We start from the raw sequence: 15718 nt of genomic DNA, 5'->3' as shown, positions 1-15718 counted from the left end.
CAATTTTCAGGACCAAATGATAGTGATTCGACATCACCGCATAAGCGCAAACATCAATACAAAATATCGACGACAACTGCCTGATTTTATCTACTATCCAGCCACGGCGATGCTCATAACTGCGACCAGAAAGTGCGTCCTCACCACACAAAAACGCCCTTCTGACACAGCGATTAATCACGTGGTAGAAGGGCGTGCTCTCGGCATCAATCAACTGGCGACGAGCGGTAGTCATGGCAAACCTCGACAGGCAAGAACGGCTACTTCAAAGCCTAGTCGAGGGTATGCGAAACATCAAAAAGGTTTGGATGTCCGCTTTTTTTCTTGCCAAGCCGCTCCTGCCAGTCACTAATCAAGCCATCCACCAATACGCGCTCGCCCTCTGTAAGGCTCTCACCTTTCAGGAATTTTGCCGCGACGGGATTGCCGCAAAAAAGCTGTGTCCAGCGCTCTATCACTTCAAACGGTGACAGCGCCTTTTGAGCGACAAGGTCAATTTTCAGCACCAAATGATAGTGATTCGACATCACCGCATAGGCGCAGACGTCAATACAAAATATCGACGACAACTGCCTGATTTTATCTACTATCCAGCCACGGCGATGCTCATAACTACGGCCTGAAAGCGCATCCTCGCCACACAAAAACGCCCGTCTGACACAACGATTAATCACGTGGTAGAAGGGCGTACTCTCAGCATCAATCAACTGGCGACGAGCGGTAGTCATGGCGACCCTCAACAGGTTCAAAGGAGGTTCTTCAAAGCCTAGTCGAGGGACGTCGAAACCTCAAAAAGGTTTGGATGTCCTGTAAGTGTTTTTCAAAGTCGTAGAAATCACTTGGAAACTCATAAGGACCATTTTTTGTCATATATTATTTTCTCCTATGTTAATTAAATTTCGAGCAAACGAGTTAGGACCGGCATAACACTCTACTTAAGGATTTCGCCTGTACTTTCCCCGGGTGTGGGTCGGAGACCCACGACTTACCGTCGCTTGCAAAGCGACAAACCCGCAGGGTTCGCCAAGCGCAGCTTGGCATCGTCTAAAAGGCCGCACGCAGGTCGGCTTACCTGCCATAAGCGATGGCTAACGCAGGGAACCCTTGCTATTCCACAGCGCCAACCCAGCCAAATTCAATGACAAAACAACACAGAAACTGCGAACAACACAGGCGGAAACTCTGAGCCAACAGAGGCAGAAAGCAGGGGAAAGCAAGATGAGGAAGGAAAGGAGACTCGCGTAAGCACTCCCTGCTTCAGGCGCTTCCAATCAATCGAAAATGAAAGATAGGTGCGCGTCACATCATCCCTGCTATTGCGACCTGATTTAGCCGCAGCTTAAGTATTGTTTTTAAAGCAAACCTTATACGAAAGTGGGGCAAGCGTACGATAAAACCACTGAGGCAGCAATAGCCACAGCATTTAACGGGCTTGGGAAAGAGTGCTGGGGAAACAGGTCAGGGGAAAGGTGCAGGTGAACACCAAGGGGAAGCAGGACGGGCAAATAACTGGTAACGGCAGCCGCGCAAATGAAAAAGGGCCGGTACGAATACCAGGCCCTTTTCAAACAGTATGTTAATCCAGATGGATTAGTTCATGCCGTACTTTTTCAGCTTTTTACGCAGGGTGCCACGGTTGATACCCAGCATGTTAGCGGCGCGGGTTTGGTTACCGCGGGTGTGTTGCATGATGATATCAAGCAGAGGGGCTTCGACTTCGCAAAGCACCATTTCGTAGACTTCCTGGGCTTCCTGGCCGTCCAGCTGGGCGAAGAAGTTGCTCACGGCGCGCTTAACGGCATCGCGCAGCAGTTGCGGCTTGATGGTGCCGTTTGCAGTTTCGATTTTGCCTACGGTAAGCGGATGAGCTTCAGTGTGAGTTGTCTGATCAAACATTCGTATTCTGCTCTTTATTGATACTGTACTAATTCATCGAAATAACGTTCCACGGCGGAACGTTGCTCGGCAGCGGTTTCCAGTGCGTTAAACCGGGAACGGAAATCACGCTGCGCCTCTTGATCCAGGTACCAGCCTACATGCTTTCTGGCGAATCGAACTCCCGTGAATTCGCCATACAGATCATACAGTTTGGAGAGGTGTTCAAGCATCACCTGACGCTTTTCATCATCTCCCACAGGTGCCAGTAGTTCCCCCGTATCCAGAAAATGCTGGATCTCTCTGAAAATCCAAGGCCGTCCCTGGGCACCACGTCCTATCATCAGGGCATCGGCACCGGTGTAGTCGAGCACAAAACGTGCCTTCTCCGGACTGACGATGTCCCCGTTGGCGACAACAGGAATCGAGATACTCTGTTTAATAGCGCGGATGGTGTCGTATTCGGCGTTACCTTTGTACATGCACTGCCGCGTCCGGCCGTGTACGGCCAGTGAGGCTATGCCACAATCCTCGGCTATCCGGGCGATTTGAACACCATTCCTGTGTTCAGGCTCCCAGCCGGTGCGAATCTTCAGCGTGACGGGTACCTCGACTGCTGCTACCACGGCCTTGAGGATTTGCTCCACCAGTTCGGGGTATTGCATCAGCGCAGAACCTGCCTGCTTTTTATTCACTTTTTTTGCCGGACAACCCATGTTGATGTCGATGATCTGTGCGCCTTGCTCCACGTTGAAGCGGGCGGCCCAGGCCATCTGTTCGGGATCGGCGCCGGCAATCTGCACTGAGCGGATGCCTTCCTCTCCCGAATGCGCCATGCGCTGTCGGCTTTTGTCTGTGTCCCAAAGTTCGGGATTGGCAGACAACATCTCTGACACGGCCATGGCAGCGCCATAACGCAGACAGAGATTTCTGAACGCCTGATCGGTGACACCTGCCATTGGTGCCACGATCAGCTGATTGGTCAGTTGATAGGGTCCAATTTGCATTATTTGCGTTTCACCTTGTGCGTCAAAGGGGCGCTATAGTACGTCTTTTTTGGAGGGAAAAAAAGGTCAATAAATGACCTGGGAACAACTTTTTTGCTTGACATTTACGGGGCGGTATTTCCCGCCCCAATCAGGCCTGGCGCGCCTTTTACAGCGATTTGCGTACCCCTGTCAAGCGGCTCCAGTCGTCTTTGTAGGCGGGCTCATCCATGTCAAACCACTGGGCGTAACATTGACGAACTTCTTCGGCCTGTTCACGTAACAATCCGGACAAGGCGAGCTTACCACCGGGTTGTACCAGCACCTGAATAAGTGGTGCGAGCTCTTTAAGCGGGCCGGCGAGGATGTTGGCAACCAGCACTTCGGCCTTGAGACCTTCGGGCTGCGCTTCGGGCAAATACAGGGCGAGGCGCTCGGCGACGCCATTGCGCTCGGCGTTGGCTTTGGAGGCGTCGATGGCCTGATAGTCGATATCGATACCTGTGGCCTTGGCGGCGCCAAGCTTGAGGGCGGCCACGGCGAGGATGCCTGAGCCGCAGCCAAAGTCGATAACGTCTTTATTATCAAGCTCAAGGCTGTCGAGCCACTCGAGGCACAGGGCTGTGGTTGGGTGGGTGCCGGTACCAAAGGCAAGGCCCGGATCCAGAATCACGTTCACCGCGTCCGGGTCGGGTACTTCACGCCAGCTTGGACAGATCCACAGCCGTTTGCCGAACTGAATGGGGTGGAAGTTATCCATCCACTCGCGCACCCAGTCTTTATCTTCAACCTGCTCAATCTTGTATTTGAGGTTGTCGCCGACAAAGGGCAGGGTCTTGAGCATGGCTACCACAGGCTCGAGGTCGAACGGGGCGTCAAACAGGGCGACCACCACTGTGTCGTCCCACAGCGGGGTTTCACCCAGCTTGGGTTCGAAAATCGGCTGATCTTTGCCGTCTTCAAAGGTGATGGACACTGAACCTTCTTCCAGCAGCAGATCGCTGAGGGTATCGGCATGTTCGCTGCTGGTGTGCAGACGCAGTTGGATCCAGGGCATGGCTAATCCTGTGGCTTAATGGATAAAGGCCATATTCTACCCCAGCTGGGCTCTGCTGGCATCTGCAAGCTTGTTCCGCGCCAATAAAGGGGTGATAGGGTGCACGGGGCACCCTATCGGTGGCAGGCAAGCTTATTTGGCGCTGACAAAATCATCCATCAGCAGCAGGTTGGCAGGGATGGCGGCGGGGTTATCCACGGCCAGTGCCGAATACTTGCCAAGGGGTGCAAGGCTTAGGGTTGGGGTTTCGATGGCCACGGTTTTGCTGCCGGCGGCAGTTACGCTGACCACATAATCCCCCGGCGCCACACTCACCCAGCCGGTGCTGGCCTTGTAGGCCACATTGGTAAAGGCGGGCGTGGCGTTATCCAGCATGCCATCGGCGGTGACGTAAATGTCGACGTTACCTACGCTGGGGTGGGCGTGGGTGAGGCGCAGCTGCGCTTCGGTGGCGATACGGCGACGGCTGTCATCCAGCGGCAGGTATTCCAGCGGTACATCGGGCGACTCACTGGCGAGGGTGCCAACGGCGGCGACTGTGAGCATCTGATTGGCGCTCAAGCTTAAGCTACCGCTGATACCGACCACGCTGTTGTCGCTTGAGAGCACGGTATCGACCTGATAGTCACCGGCATCGACATTCAGATATCCGCTTGCCTGACCGAAGGCGGTGCCGCTGAGGGCATCGACCTTGCTGCCGTTGGCCAGAAAATCCACCTGCGGCACATCGGCGGCGCTGTGGGCTACCCTAAGGCTTGCCTGGGTGCGCTTATCGCGAAATACCAGGGTGTCGGTGCCATTGTTGGCCAGCAGCACCACAGGTGACGTGGTCACGCCTGTGTTAGGCAGGGCGGCAATAAACCAGTCCTGACCGGCGGCGAGCTGTGGCAGGTCAACATCATAAGCCACTGTGCCAGCACCTTCGCTGCCCTGCGGCAGTACCAGTCTCACCTGATAACTGCCGGCAGCCACTTCAATGGGCGGGGTGTATTGGCCATAGCTCAGGGTGGCGGCACTTGCACCGAGCTCTGCGCCCGGCGCGGTCAGGTGCACATCCACCATGGGGGCATCGGGGGCGGCGTGCAGCACCTGCAGCCGTATGTTGCCGCTGCCGATGGCCTTTTTGGGATTGGCAATCACCAGCAGCGCCAGGTCGTTGCTGCTGTTGTTGTCCTGCACCGCCGCGCCATGTGCCAGCACTGTGTACTGGGTGTCGCCGGCAAGGGCGGCATTATTCAGGGATAAGACTTCGGCGCTGCTGCCATTGGGCAATACCGCATCCACGGCCAGATTGTAGTTACCCTCGGCCACGGAGATAAAACCACTGCCTTGTAAATAATCCACTTTTTCAAGCCCGGCAAACAGCGCGCCGTTGGCTTTGATGTTAACCATGGGCGCATCGGCACTGCCATGGATAACCCGGATATCCGCCATGGCGGCGGGCATAGCTACGTCCTTGGTTTGGTTATCATCGTCATCCGAGCAGCCGATGATGAATGTGGCTGCCATTAGCGGTAAGATGATGCCAGTGATCCTTTTCATGTTAATTCCTCTTAGCTGGTGATTGGCGTTATTAGCTACGACGGTTGCCATGAAACAGGATCACTTTTTGCTCACTTGTTACTCACTTTTAGGTAGGTAAAATCACTTCTTTTCTATTGTCTTGTTTCAAAAGCCTTTTAACATGCTGATTTGTTTTGGTTAAGTGGTATTACCTCTGTTCGTTATTTCCCCTTTGTTTGTGACAGGCTTCCAATAAATACCACGGTGGCGGTGAGGTGCTTCACGCTTTGCTTTTGCGCGCCTCGCCACGGCTGCGGCAACTGCTATCGTGATGCCATCGGTAATGCCGCCGTGGGAAAGCCCATGGCCGGCAGGGGCGGCAAAGCAGGGGCAGGGCGATGACGGCAGGGGTTTCCAAGGCAAGGGTACTGACGGTACACACATTAAATCCGAGGCGGGCGGGGCATCCCTGGTCGGCACGGGCGGACAAATTACAAAGCATCACCGGCTTGATGCTGGGCGGCTTTTTGCTGCTGCATATGCATTTTGAGTCGAGCATTCTTTTGGGCAAAGAGGTGTTCTATCAGGTGGTGCAGCTCTTGGAAGGCGGCATGTTTTCAAGCACCGGCCATGGCTTTCCCTGGGTAACCAAGCTGTTTTCTGTGCTGATGCTGGCGGTGGTGTGCCTGCATGCGGCGCTGGCGCTGCGGCGCTTTCCGACTCAGCTTGGTCAGTGGCGCCAGCTGCGCGCCCATTTGGGCTCGATTGCCCACAAAGATACCCACGCCTGGTTCTGGCAGCTTATCACCGGCTTTGTGCTGTTCTTTCTGGTGCCTGTGCACCTCTTCACCATGATTTTAAACCCCGAGATTGGCCCGCATCTGTCGGCCGAGCGGGTGTATCACGACAACGCCTGGCTGCTCTATGGTCTGCTGCTGCCTGCTGTGGTGGTACACGCCATGATTGGCCTGTACCGGGTAGCGGTGAAATGGGGTTGGGTGCAGCAGCGTGCGCCGCTTCGAAAGCTGATTAAAGCCTTGATTATTTACCTGCTTCTTCTTGGCAGTGCCAGTTTGCTCGCCTATATGGTGATAGGTCAGGGATTGAGCCTGCCGGTAACGCCCTTTGTGCCGGGCGGTGGCTGAGGCGTGAATAGCACCGCCAAAAAGAGTCCCTGATTCAGCTTTTGATGAAATAACGCACGTTGTGTTGACGTGCATCAGGGTTTAGCTTGTTTTTGTGGGCGAAATTATCGTCAGAACAAAAACAAACGAGAGGGACTCAGGATGGCGGGCAAACTGGATATCCGGCGCTGGAGTGGCGTGCTGGATGTGGGACAAAGCCTCAGCGGCGTGGTGCTGGCGCTGTTTTTGTGGACGCACCTGTTGCTGGTGTCATCCATCCTGCTTGGCCCGGAGGCCATGAGCTGGGTGGCGCGCAATATGGAGCTGGCGTTTTTATCTGACGATGGCCACGGCTACCCCTGGGTGGTGAGCCTGATTGCCATTGGTGTGGGGCTGCTGGCGGCCTTTCATGTGCTGGTGGCGCTGCATAAGTTGCCGCTGAGTTTGCGTCAGCAAAAAGCGCTTAAAAGTCAGATGCAGGTCATTAACCACAGCGATACCCGGCTGTGGAGCTGGCAGGCGGGCACCGGGATTGTGATCCTGCTGCTGTTGCCTGTGCACCTGTGGCTGGTGGGCAGCGCGCCCGAAACCATAGGCCCGGTGGGCAGCGCCCAGCGGATTTGGGGCGAGTATGGGTACTTGATTTACCTGCCACTGCTGCTGACGGTGGAGCTGCATGCTGCCATCGGCCTTTATCGGGTGGCGCTTAAGTGGGGCGCGGCGCGGGATCTCAACACCCGGGCAAGATTACGCACCATCAAAACCGTGCTCAGTGTGCTGTTTGTGGGAATTGGACTTGCGGCGCTGCTGGCCTTTCTGCCCCACACTCCCGCCTGAGGGCGGCATAAATCATAAAAAGGCAGGACACTGCCACAAGCTGTACTTTGCAAAGTGTGCCAAGGAGCAAACGTGAAACTCATCTACACAGACTGTCTGGTGGTCGGCGCCGGGCTTGCGGGCTTAAGGGTCGCCATTGCCGCCAAAGAGCGCGGCCACGACACCCTGGTGCTGTCCCTCATTCCGGCCAAACGCAGCCACTCGGCAGCAGCTCAGGGCGGCATGCAGGCCAGCCTTGGCAACACGGTCAAGGGCCTTGGCGATAACGAAGATGTGCATTTTCAGGATACGGTAAAGGGTTCCGACTGGGGCTGCGATCAAACCGTGGCGCGGATGTTTGCCCACTGCGCTCCCAAAGCCGTGCGGGAGATGAGCCACTGGGGCGTGCCCTGGACCCGGGTCACCAAAGGCCCCCGCGAAGTGGTGGTGAATGCCGAGCGCATTACCATCAATGAAGCCGAAGCCGCCCATGGTCTTATCAACGCCCGCGATTTTGGCGGTACCAAAAAATGGCGCACCTGCTACACAGCCGACGGCACCGGCCACTCGCTGCTGTATGCGGTGGATAACAAGGCCATTTCCATGGGCATTCCGGTGCATGAGCGGGTAGAAGCGCTGCACATCATCCACGACGGCGAGCGCTGCCACGGCGTGGTGGCCCGCTGCCTTATTACAGGTGAGCTGCGCGCCTACATCGCCAAGGCGACGACTATCGCCACCGGCGGCTATGGCCGCATCTATGAGGTGTCCACCAACGCCATTATCTGTGAAGGCATTGGCCAGGCGCTGGCGCTCGACACCGGCGTTGCCACCCTTGGCAACATGGAAGCGGTGCAGTTTCACCCCACCGCCATCGTGCCTGTGGGCATTCTGACCACCGAAGGCTGCCGTGGTGATGGCGGGCTTTTACGCGACAAAGATGGCTACCGCTTTATGCCGGACTATGAGCCGGAGAAAAAAGAGCTCGCCTCCCGCGACGTGGTATCGCGGCGGATGACTGAGCACATGCGTAAGGGTAAGGGTGTCGACAGCCCCTATGGCCCGCACCTGTGGCTCGATATCACCCTGCTGGGGCGCAAGCATATCGAGACTAACCTGCGCGAAGTGAAAGAAATCTGCGAAAACTTCCTCGGTATCGACCCGGCCAAAGACTGGATCCCGGTGCGGCCGACCCAGCATTACTCCATGGGCGGCATCCGCACTACTCCAACCGGCGAAAGCCCGCAGCTCAAGGGCATGTTTGCCGTGGGCGAAGCGGCCTGCTGGGACATGCACGGCTTTAACCGCCTCGGCGGCAACTCGCTGGCAGAAACCGTGGTGGGCGGGATGATCATCGGTAAATACGTGGCCGATTTCTGTGATAACAACGACTTGGTGCTGGATACTGGCCTTGCCCAGGGTTTTGTCGACAAGGCCCGCGCCGAAATCGATGCCTTGATTGACGGCGAAGGGCGCGAAAATGCCTGGCAGCTTAAAGCGGCGATGCAAAAGGTGATGATGGATTATGTGGGCATTTTCCGAAATGGCCCTGAGCTTGATGAAGCGGTGCGGCAACTGAAGTCCCTGCTGGAGCGCGCTGCCAATCTGGGTGTTACCTGTAAAAAACGCCATGCCAACCCGGAGCTGGTGGAAGCGCTGCGGGTACGCAGAATGCTGAAAGTGGCACTGACAGTGGCCTGCGGCGCCGCTGCCCGCACCGAGAGCCGTGGTGCTCATGCGCGGGAAGACTTTCCCCAGCGCAATGACAAAGACTGGCTGTGCCGCACCCTGGCAAGTTGGCCCGACCCGAAGGCACTCGAGCCCCGTTTAAGCTATGAGCCTTTGGATGTGATGCAGATGGAGCTGCCGCCTGGCTATCGCGGCTACGGCGCCGATAACGCCATTGCCCACCCGGATACCGCCAGACGCGAGGCCGAAATTGCCGACATCCTTGCAAAGCTTGGTGACAATGCCAGCCGCGAGGCGCGCCAGCAGGCGCTGATGCCCTTTGAGCTGCCCGAAAGCCTGCGCCCTGCCAACGAGCGCCTGAGCGATCGTTTGCACGGTGGCGTAAGCGGCAAGACACAACTCACCAACGACAATGCCCCTGCGTCCAACACAGCCGGAGACGATAATTCATGAGCGGCCGCATTCTGACTTTCAATATTTTCCGCTACGACCCACAAGAGCCGGGCGATAAGCCAAAGATGGTTCAATATCAGCTCGCCGAAACCAGCGGCATGACGGTGTTTATTGCCTTAAACCGCCTGCGCCAGGAGCAGGACCCGTCGCTGCAGTTTGATTTTGTCTGCCGCGCCGGCATTTGCGGCAGCTGTGCCATGGTGATTAATGGCTTTCCGACGTTGGCGTGCCGCACCTTAACCGCCAAATATCCCAAGGGTGAAATCACCCTGATGCCACTGCCGGGCTTTGAGCTGATTGGCGATTTGTCGGTGAATACCGGCAAATTTATGCGCGAGCTCGCCGAGCGTTTGCAGCTGTGGCTGCATCCCAAGGGGGGCGACATGGACATTCATCGCCTCGAAGACCCGATGGCGCCGGAAGAGGCGGCCAAACTTTACGAGCTTGAGCGCTGTGTGGAGTGCGGCGTGTGTGTGTCGGCCTGCGCCACCAAGCAGATGCGCGACACCTTTGTCGGCGCCGTGGGCATGATGAAAATCGCCCGCTTTGAGCTCGACAGCCGCGATGGCCGCAGCGCCGATGATTTTTACCATGTGATTGGCAATCAGGACGGGGTGTTTGGCTGTATGACGCTGCTTGGCTGTCAGGACAACTGCCCCAAAGACTTACCGCACATGCAGCAGATTGCCTATTTGCGCCGCAAGATGGCCTCGACCCTGCTTTGAGGCTTGCCCAGCAGCGTAGCGCCCGCGCCGGGCAACCTGCGCGGGCTTTCTTTTGGCCAGCATTTGGGTTTAGTGTTAGCCGGTACTTAATCGTTGGGGAGAATAAGTGCTGACCTCTGATTTGGAACTCTTTGTGCACGTGGCCGAAGCGGGCAGCATCAGTGCTGCGGCGCTGGAGCTGGATGTCACGCCTGCTGCCGCCAGTGCTGCCATCAAACGGCTGGAAAAGCAGCTTGGCACGCCGCTCTTTATTCGTACCACCCGCAGTTTACGGCTCTCGGGCGCCGGTGAGCGTTATCTGCTTCATTGCCGCGAAGCGCTGGCGGCGCTGGAGCTTGGCAAACAGGCGCTGGCCTGCGCCAAAGGCTCGGTGGAAGGCTGCCTTCGCATTTCGGTGTCATCGGACTTTGGCCGCAACATCTTTTTGCCCTGGCTGGATGAACTGATGGAGCAGCATCCGGCCCTTGAGGTGCAGCTTGAGCTCGGTGACAGGGTCAGCAGTCTTTTTCGGGACAATATCGATGTGGCGCTGCGCTACGGTAAGCCAACAGATCCTGAGGCCGTGGCCTTTCTGATTGGCAGTATGACGCGCCAGCTGGCGGCGTCCGGCGAGTATCTGGCGCGCTTTGGTGCGCCAACGACCCCGGAGGAACTGACCCAGCACCAGTGTTTGCTGTTTAAACTTGCCCAGCGCACCAACGATCAGTGGCGTTTTTATCGTGATGGCAGCGAGCATAGGGTGCGGGTCAATGGCCGGCGCAGCAGTGACGATGCCGATGTCGCCCGCCGCTGGGCGCTCGCGGGTAAGGGGTTGGTGTATAAATCCAAGCTCGATTTGGCGGCGGATTTGCTGGAAGGGCGGCTGGTGCCTTTGTTGCCGGATTGGCAGGGCGAGCCATTGGAGCTGTATCTGCTTTGCCCCGGCCGCGCCGAGGTGACACCGGCGGTGCTGGCGCTGCGGGATATGCTTAAACAAAAGGTGGCAGAGCGGCTCATTGCGCTTGATGAGGCGCAGCAGGGATAAAATAAAAACGCCGCTCAGTGAGCGGCGTTTTTGTGCGTTAGCGGGATAAGCCGGATTATGACTTGGCGCGCTTCATCGCAGTAAAGAACTCGTCGTTGGTCTTGGTCATGGCCAGCTTGTCGATGAGGAACTCCATCGCGGCCACTTCGTCCATCGGGTTCAGAATTTTACGCAGGATCCACATCTTCTGCAGCTCTTCGCTGGTGGTCAGCTTCTCTTCGCGGCGGGTGCCGGAGCGGTTGAAGTCAATCGCAGGGAACACGCGCTTCTCGGCGGCCTTGCGTGACAGGTGCAGTTCCTGGTTACCTGTGCCTTTGAATTCTTCGTAAATCACTTCGTCCATCTTGGAGCCGGTGTCGATAAGGGCGGTGGCGATGATGGTCAGTGAGCCGCCGTTTTCGATGTTACGGGCAGCACCGAAGAAACGCTTTGGACGGTGCAGGGCGTTGGCATCCACACCACCGGTCAGCACCTTGCCTGAGGAAGGCACTACAGTGTTGTAGGCACGGGCCAGACGGGTAATGGAGTCGAGCAGGATGACCACGTCTTTCTTGTGCTCAACCAGACGCTTGGCTTTTTCGATAACCATTTCAGCAACCTGTACGTGGCGGCTGGCTGGCTCATCGAAGGTAGAGGCAATAACTTCACCTTTGACCAGACGCTGCATTTCGGTCACTTCTTCAGGACGTTCGTCAATCAGCAGCACCATCAGCACAACCTCTGGGTTGTTGTAAGTGATGGACTGAGCAATGTTTTGCAGCAACATGGTCTTACCGGCTTTGGGCGGGGCCACAATCAGGCCGCGCTGACCTTTACCGACAGGAGAGCAGAGATCCAGAATACGGGCAGTGATGTCCTCGGTGGAACCGTTGCCACGCTCCATGCGCAGACGCTCTTCGGCGTGCAGGGGCGTTAAGTTTTCAAACAGGATCTTGTTGCGGGAAATTTCAGGCTTATCGAAGTTAACTTCGTTGACTTTCAGCAGGGCAAAGTAACGCTCACCTTCTTTTGGCGGGCGGATTTTACCGGCAATGGTATCGCCCGTTCGCAGGTTGAAGCGACGCACCTGGCTTGGGGAGACATAGATGTCGTCCGGACCGGCGAGGTAAGAACCATCGGCACTGCGAAGGAAACCAAAACCGTCCTGCAGGATTTCAAGAACACCGCCACCGAAGATGTCTTCACCGCTTTTGGCGTGGGCTTTGAGGATGGAGAAAATGATGTCCTGCTTGCGGGCACGGGCCATATTTTCGAGATTCATGCTCTCCGCCAAGGCCACCAGGTCGGCGATGGACATGTTTTTCAGTTCATTCAGATTCATGTTGATGGGTCTTTTTTACGCGAGAAAAAGTATTTCGCATTCAATCTGCAATGCTAACGAAGGGTATTGAAAAGATTGAACAGCGAAGAAGTGAGTTAAACGATAAGGATCTGGCTATTAAAGTAGCACCGATGGAAGTGTGCGTCCAGATTTTTAGGGAAGCCCGACACAATTAAGCCGTAAAGCTGTGCCGGGCATCACGCCGGATGGCAAAGATTAGAGCTGAGCGTCGATAAACTCTTTCAGTTGAGTCTTGGACAGGGCGCCAACCTTGGTGGCTACCAGTTCGCCGCCTTTGAACATCAGCAGCGTTGGGATGCCACGCACGCCGTACTTGGCTGGTGAGGCGTTGTTGTGGTCAACGTTCAGCTTGGCAACTGTAACCTTACCTTCGTATTCGGCAGCTACGTCGTCCAGAATTGGGGCGATCATTTTGCAAGGGCCGCACCATTCTGCCCAGAAGTCTACCAGAACTGGCAGTTCAGACTTCAGTACGTCGTTTTCAAAGCTGTCGTCGCTCAGGGTTACAATTTTGTCGCTCATGATGTTCTCCAAATGATGCCATCGCTGGTCTGTGAATGGCTTAGCATGTATATTGGGGCGGATTTAAACGAATTCAAGCGCCCACCGATTTATTGCCGCTATTTCAGCCGATCGGATATCTTATTGCAACCCTAACTGGTATGCTGCCGCTATGAGCGAAACACATTTAACCCAACAGAGGTTTGCCGACCTGCCCTTGTGTGACGAGGTCAAACAGGCACTTAACGAAAACGGCTTTGAACATTGTACGCCAATTCAGGCGTTGTCCCTGCCGGTTCTGCTTGAGAAAAAAGACATTGCTGGCCAGGCCCAAACCGGTACCGGCAAGACTCTCGCCTTCTTGGTTGCCACCTTCAACCACCTGCTGACAGCCCCCATCCCTGAAAACCGCCAACTGAACCAGCCCCGTGCCATCGTGATGGCGCCGACCCGCGAACTGGCGATTCAGATTGCCAAAGACGCGACGCTGCTGTCCAAGCACAGCGGTCTTAAGGTGGGTATTGTTTACGGCGGTGAAGGTTACGAGACCCAGCGCAAGGTGCTCGATAAAGGCGTGGACGTGCTGATTGGCACCACAGGCCGGATTATCGACTACGTGCGTCAGGGCGTGATTAACCTCGGTGCCATTCAGGCCGTGGTACTCGATGAAGCCGACCGCATGTTTGACCTTGGCTTTATCAAGGACATCCGCTTTTTGTTCCGCCGCATGCCAGACGCCAAAGACCGTCTGAACATGCTGTTTTCTGCCACTTTGTCGATGAAAGTGCAGGAGCTGGCGTACGATCACATGAACGACCCTGTGAAGGTAGAGATTGCGCCGGAAGAAAAAACCTCCCGCAATATCAGAGAAGAAATCTTCTACCCTTCGATGGAAGACAAGCTCAAGCTGCTGCACTCGCTGATTGAAGAAGACTGGCCTGAAAAAGCCATCGTGTTCGCCAACACCAAGCATCAGTGTGAAAACCTGTGGGCGAGCCTGGAGGCCGATGGCCACCGCGTGGGCCTGCTGACCGGCGATGTGCCGCAAAAGAAACGCCTGAAAATCCTCGATCAGTTCACCAAGAGTGAGCTCGACATTCTGGTTGCCACCGACGTAGCCGCCCGTGGTCTGCACATTTCCGATGTGTCCCACGTGTACAACTACGATCTGCCCGATGACTGCGAAGACTATGTACACCGTATCGGTCGTACGGGCCGCGCCGGTCAGAAAGGCGTGTCGGTGAGCTTTGCTTGTGAGGAATATGCCCTCAACCTGCCGGCCATCGAAGACTATATCCAGCACAGTATCCCTGTGACGTCTTACGATCAGGATGCGCTGATTGATATTCCGCCGCCGGTGCGAATTCATCGCAAGCCCCATGCAGGTGGCCGTAACCTGCGCGATCGCTCGGGTTCACCACGTCCGTCCGGTGCCCATCGCAGCGGCGGTGGTCGTCCTCCACGTCACGACAGGACCCGCAGACACTCATAAGACAGCCGCATGCAAAAAACTGCTTATGCCGCAATCACCCTGGGTTCCAACAGCTTTAACATGCTGGTGGCGACCACCGAGGCCGGAAAGCCCAGGGTTGAGGCCAAATACAAACGCAAGGTGCGTCTTGCCGAAGGGATCGGCTGTGATGGCATGCTCAGTGAGAGCGTCATGCAGCGCGGGCTTGAATGCCTTGAGATGTTTGCCCAGATGCTGGTTCAGCATCAGATTTCCCACGCCCGGGTTGCTGTGGTGGCCACCGCCACCCTGCGCGCCATCGCCAATGCCGACGAGTTCAAGGCGCGGGCGTTGCCTATTCTTGGCGTGCCCATCGATGTGATTTGCGGTATGCGCGAGGCTGAGCTGATTTATCGAGGCATGGTCGCTACTACTGTGGGTGAGGGGCGGCGCCTTGTGATCGACATCGGCGGCGGCAGTACCGAATTCATCATAGGCGATGGCGATAAACTGCTGTTCAAAACCAGCCTGCCCATGGGCTGCGTGACCTTTAAAAAGCAGTTTTTCAGCGACCTGCCACTGCAGGAGCGTGACTTTGCCGACGCTGAGGCCGAAGTTCACCGTCTGCTCGGCCAGTCGGAAGCCGAGATTAAACAGCTTGGCTGGCACACTGTGGTCGGCGCGTCCGGCACTGTGCAGTCGGTGGTGGAGTTGCTTGGCCACCGCGGCGAGTCGCAGCTTATCACCGTGAAGGTGCTCGAAGGATTGAAGCAGGAAATTCTGCTCCATGAAGATGCGAGCCTCGATGGTATCCATGGCCTTTGCCCAGAGCGGGCGCCGACCTTTGCCGCCGGTATCGCCGTGCTGCTGGCGCTGTTTCGTTTGCTGGGGCTTGAAAACCTTGCTCTTTCAGGTGGTGCACTGCGCGAAGGGGTGCTGCTTGAGCTGTCTGAGCGGCTTCTTGAATAATGGCCCGACTCATAAATTGAGCTTGCAGCAACCGCATAACTGAAACGCCGCACTGAGGCGTTTTTTTATGCCTGAATCGGGTCGTCCTGAACTGCCCGGTATCCATGGCAAAGCCTCGCAAATGCAGCATTCCGTCTCCCATGCTGTCTCCAGCCTCAACTCTCAACTCTCAAACCTCTAATCTCAGCTCTCAACTCTCAACTC

Annotated in this window: 14 protein-coding genes and 1 pseudogene; 7 read left to right on the top strand and 8 right to left on the bottom strand. The window is 56.2% G+C overall.

The window, feature by feature from the left end; genetic code table 11:
* The 6 genes and pseudogenes from KJI95_RS18290 to KJI95_RS18265 all read right to left on the bottom strand — a co-directional run.
* Positions 1-235, bottom strand: a 235-nt coding sequence (locus KJI95_RS18290) for a transposase (RefSeq protein ID WP_459543025.1), incomplete at its 3' end; no start/stop codon positions are given.
* A 94-nt stretch (positions 236-329) separates the two neighbouring features.
* A pseudogene (locus KJI95_RS18285) lies at positions 330-728 on the bottom strand (transposase); the annotation flags it as partial.
* 862 nt (positions 729-1590) lie between these two features.
* Complete coding sequence (fis, locus tag KJI95_RS18280; protein ID WP_011761333.1) at positions 1591-1896, bottom strand: DNA-binding transcriptional regulator Fis; 306 nt, start codon at positions 1894-1896, stop codon at positions 1591-1593.
* A 14-nt stretch (positions 1897-1910) separates the two neighbouring features.
* Positions 1911-2882: a tRNA dihydrouridine synthase DusB gene (dusB, locus tag KJI95_RS18275; RefSeq protein WP_214508645.1), complete on the bottom strand. Its 972-nt coding sequence runs from the start codon at positions 2880-2882 to the stop codon at positions 1911-1913.
* A 148-nt stretch (positions 2883-3030) separates the two neighbouring features.
* A complete protein-coding gene (gene prmA / locus KJI95_RS18270) occupies positions 3031-3918 on the bottom strand; it encodes a 50S ribosomal protein L11 methyltransferase (RefSeq protein ID WP_214508644.1) in 888 nt (295 codons plus the stop codon).
* 132 nt (positions 3919-4050) lie between these two features.
* The gene (locus KJI95_RS18265; protein ID WP_214508643.1) at positions 4051-5460 is read right to left on the bottom strand and encodes a DUF4397 domain-containing protein; all 1410 of its coding nucleotides are present in this window, start codon (positions 5458-5460) and stop codon (positions 4051-4053) included.
* Between the two features lie 359 nt (positions 5461-5819).
* On the opposite strand from KJI95_RS18265, the gene KJI95_RS18260 reads away from it, so the two are divergent.
* The 5 genes from KJI95_RS18260 to KJI95_RS18240 all read left to right on the top strand — a co-directional run bounded on the left by KJI95_RS18260 (position 5820) and on the right by KJI95_RS18240 (position 11252).
* A complete protein-coding gene (locus KJI95_RS18260; RefSeq protein WP_214508642.1) occupies positions 5820-6566 on the top strand; it encodes a fumarate reductase cytochrome b subunit in 747 nt (248 codons plus the stop codon).
* 141 nt (positions 6567-6707) lie between these two features.
* Positions 6708-7382: a fumarate reductase cytochrome b subunit gene (locus KJI95_RS18255; protein ID WP_214508641.1), complete on the top strand. Its 675-nt coding sequence runs from the start codon at positions 6708-6710 to the stop codon at positions 7380-7382.
* A gap of 72 nt (positions 7383-7454) precedes the next feature.
* On the top strand, positions 7455-9503 hold the full coding sequence (locus KJI95_RS18250; protein WP_349356757.1) for a fumarate reductase flavoprotein subunit: 2049 nt from the start codon (positions 7455-7457) through the stop codon (positions 9501-9503).
* Positions 9500-10228, top strand: a complete 729-nt coding sequence (locus KJI95_RS18245; protein WP_214508640.1) for a fumarate reductase iron-sulfur subunit — start codon at positions 9500-9502, stop codon at positions 10226-10228. The genes KJI95_RS18250 and KJI95_RS18245 overlap by 4 nt, the downstream gene beginning before the upstream one ends.
* Before the next feature lie 106 nt (positions 10229-10334).
* Positions 10335-11252, top strand: a complete 918-nt coding sequence (locus tag KJI95_RS18240) for a LysR family transcriptional regulator (RefSeq protein ID WP_214508639.1) — start codon at positions 10335-10337, stop codon at positions 11250-11252.
* Between the two features lie 55 nt (positions 11253-11307).
* Here KJI95_RS18240 and rho read toward each other — a convergent pair whose 3' ends face one another.
* Positions 11308-12573, bottom strand: a complete 1266-nt coding sequence (rho, locus tag KJI95_RS18235; protein WP_214508638.1) for a transcription termination factor Rho — start codon at positions 12571-12573, stop codon at positions 11308-11310.
* Positions 12574-12789: 216 nt separating this feature from the next.
* Complete coding sequence (trxA, locus tag KJI95_RS18230; RefSeq protein WP_011761323.1) at positions 12790-13116, bottom strand: thioredoxin TrxA; 327 nt, start codon at positions 13114-13116, stop codon at positions 12790-12792.
* A gap of 151 nt (positions 13117-13267) precedes the next feature.
* Here trxA and rhlB point away from each other — a divergent pair, with 151 nt between their 5' ends.
* Together rhlB and KJI95_RS18220 are read left to right on the top strand one after the other, a co-directional pair.
* Complete coding sequence (gene rhlB, locus KJI95_RS18225; protein ID WP_214508637.1) at positions 13268-14587, top strand: ATP-dependent RNA helicase RhlB; 1320 nt, start codon at positions 13268-13270, stop codon at positions 14585-14587.
* Between the two features lie 9 nt (positions 14588-14596).
* Positions 14597-15514, top strand: coding sequence for a Ppx/GppA phosphatase family protein (locus tag KJI95_RS18220; protein ID WP_214508636.1), 918 nt, complete (start codon positions 14597-14599; stop codon positions 15512-15514).
* Positions 15515-15718: the final 204 nt, after the last annotated feature.

The organism is Shewanella jiangmenensis, from assembly GCF_018596335.1.
Lineage (GTDB): Bacteria > Pseudomonadota > Gammaproteobacteria > Enterobacterales > Shewanellaceae > Shewanella > Shewanella jiangmenensis.
The sequence above is the reverse complement of the archived record's forward strand: the minus strand, read 5'-3'. Positions and strand labels throughout refer to the sequence as shown.

What these genes read in the sequence shown, in the direction of transcription:
- fis (WP_011761333.1), bottom strand. Translation starts at nt 1,896, where the DNA reads ATGTTTGATCAGACAACTCACACTGAAGCTCATCCGCTTACCGTAGGC.
- dusB (WP_214508645.1), bottom strand. Translation starts at nt 2,882, where the DNA reads ATGCAAATTGGACCCTATCAACTGACCAATCAGCTGATCGTGGCACCA.
- prmA (WP_214508644.1), bottom strand. Translation starts at nt 3,918, where the DNA reads ATGCCCTGGATCCAACTGCGTCTGCACACCAGCAGCGAACATGCCGAT.
- KJI95_RS18265 (WP_214508643.1), bottom strand. Translation starts at nt 5,460, where the DNA reads ATGAAAAGGATCACTGGCATCATCTTACCGCTAATGGCAGCCACATTC.
- KJI95_RS18260 (WP_214508642.1), top strand. Translation starts at nt 5,820, where the DNA reads ATGACGGCAGGGGTTTCCAAGGCAAGGGTACTGACGGTACACACATTA.
- KJI95_RS18255 (WP_214508641.1), top strand. Translation starts at nt 6,708, where the DNA reads ATGGCGGGCAAACTGGATATCCGGCGCTGGAGTGGCGTGCTGGATGTG.
- KJI95_RS18245 (WP_214508640.1), top strand. Translation starts at nt 9,500, where the DNA reads ATGAGCGGCCGCATTCTGACTTTCAATATTTTCCGCTACGACCCACAA.
- rho (WP_214508638.1), bottom strand. Translation starts at nt 12,573, where the DNA reads ATGAATCTGAATGAACTGAAAAACATGTCCATCGCCGACCTGGTGGCC.
- trxA (WP_011761323.1), bottom strand. Translation starts at nt 13,116, where the DNA reads ATGAGCGACAAAATTGTAACCCTGAGCGACGACAGCTTTGAAAACGAC.
- rhlB (WP_214508637.1), top strand. Translation starts at nt 13,268, where the DNA reads ATGAGCGAAACACATTTAACCCAACAGAGGTTTGCCGACCTGCCCTTG.
- KJI95_RS18220 (WP_214508636.1), top strand. Translation starts at nt 14,597, where the DNA reads ATGCAAAAAACTGCTTATGCCGCAATCACCCTGGGTTCCAACAGCTTT.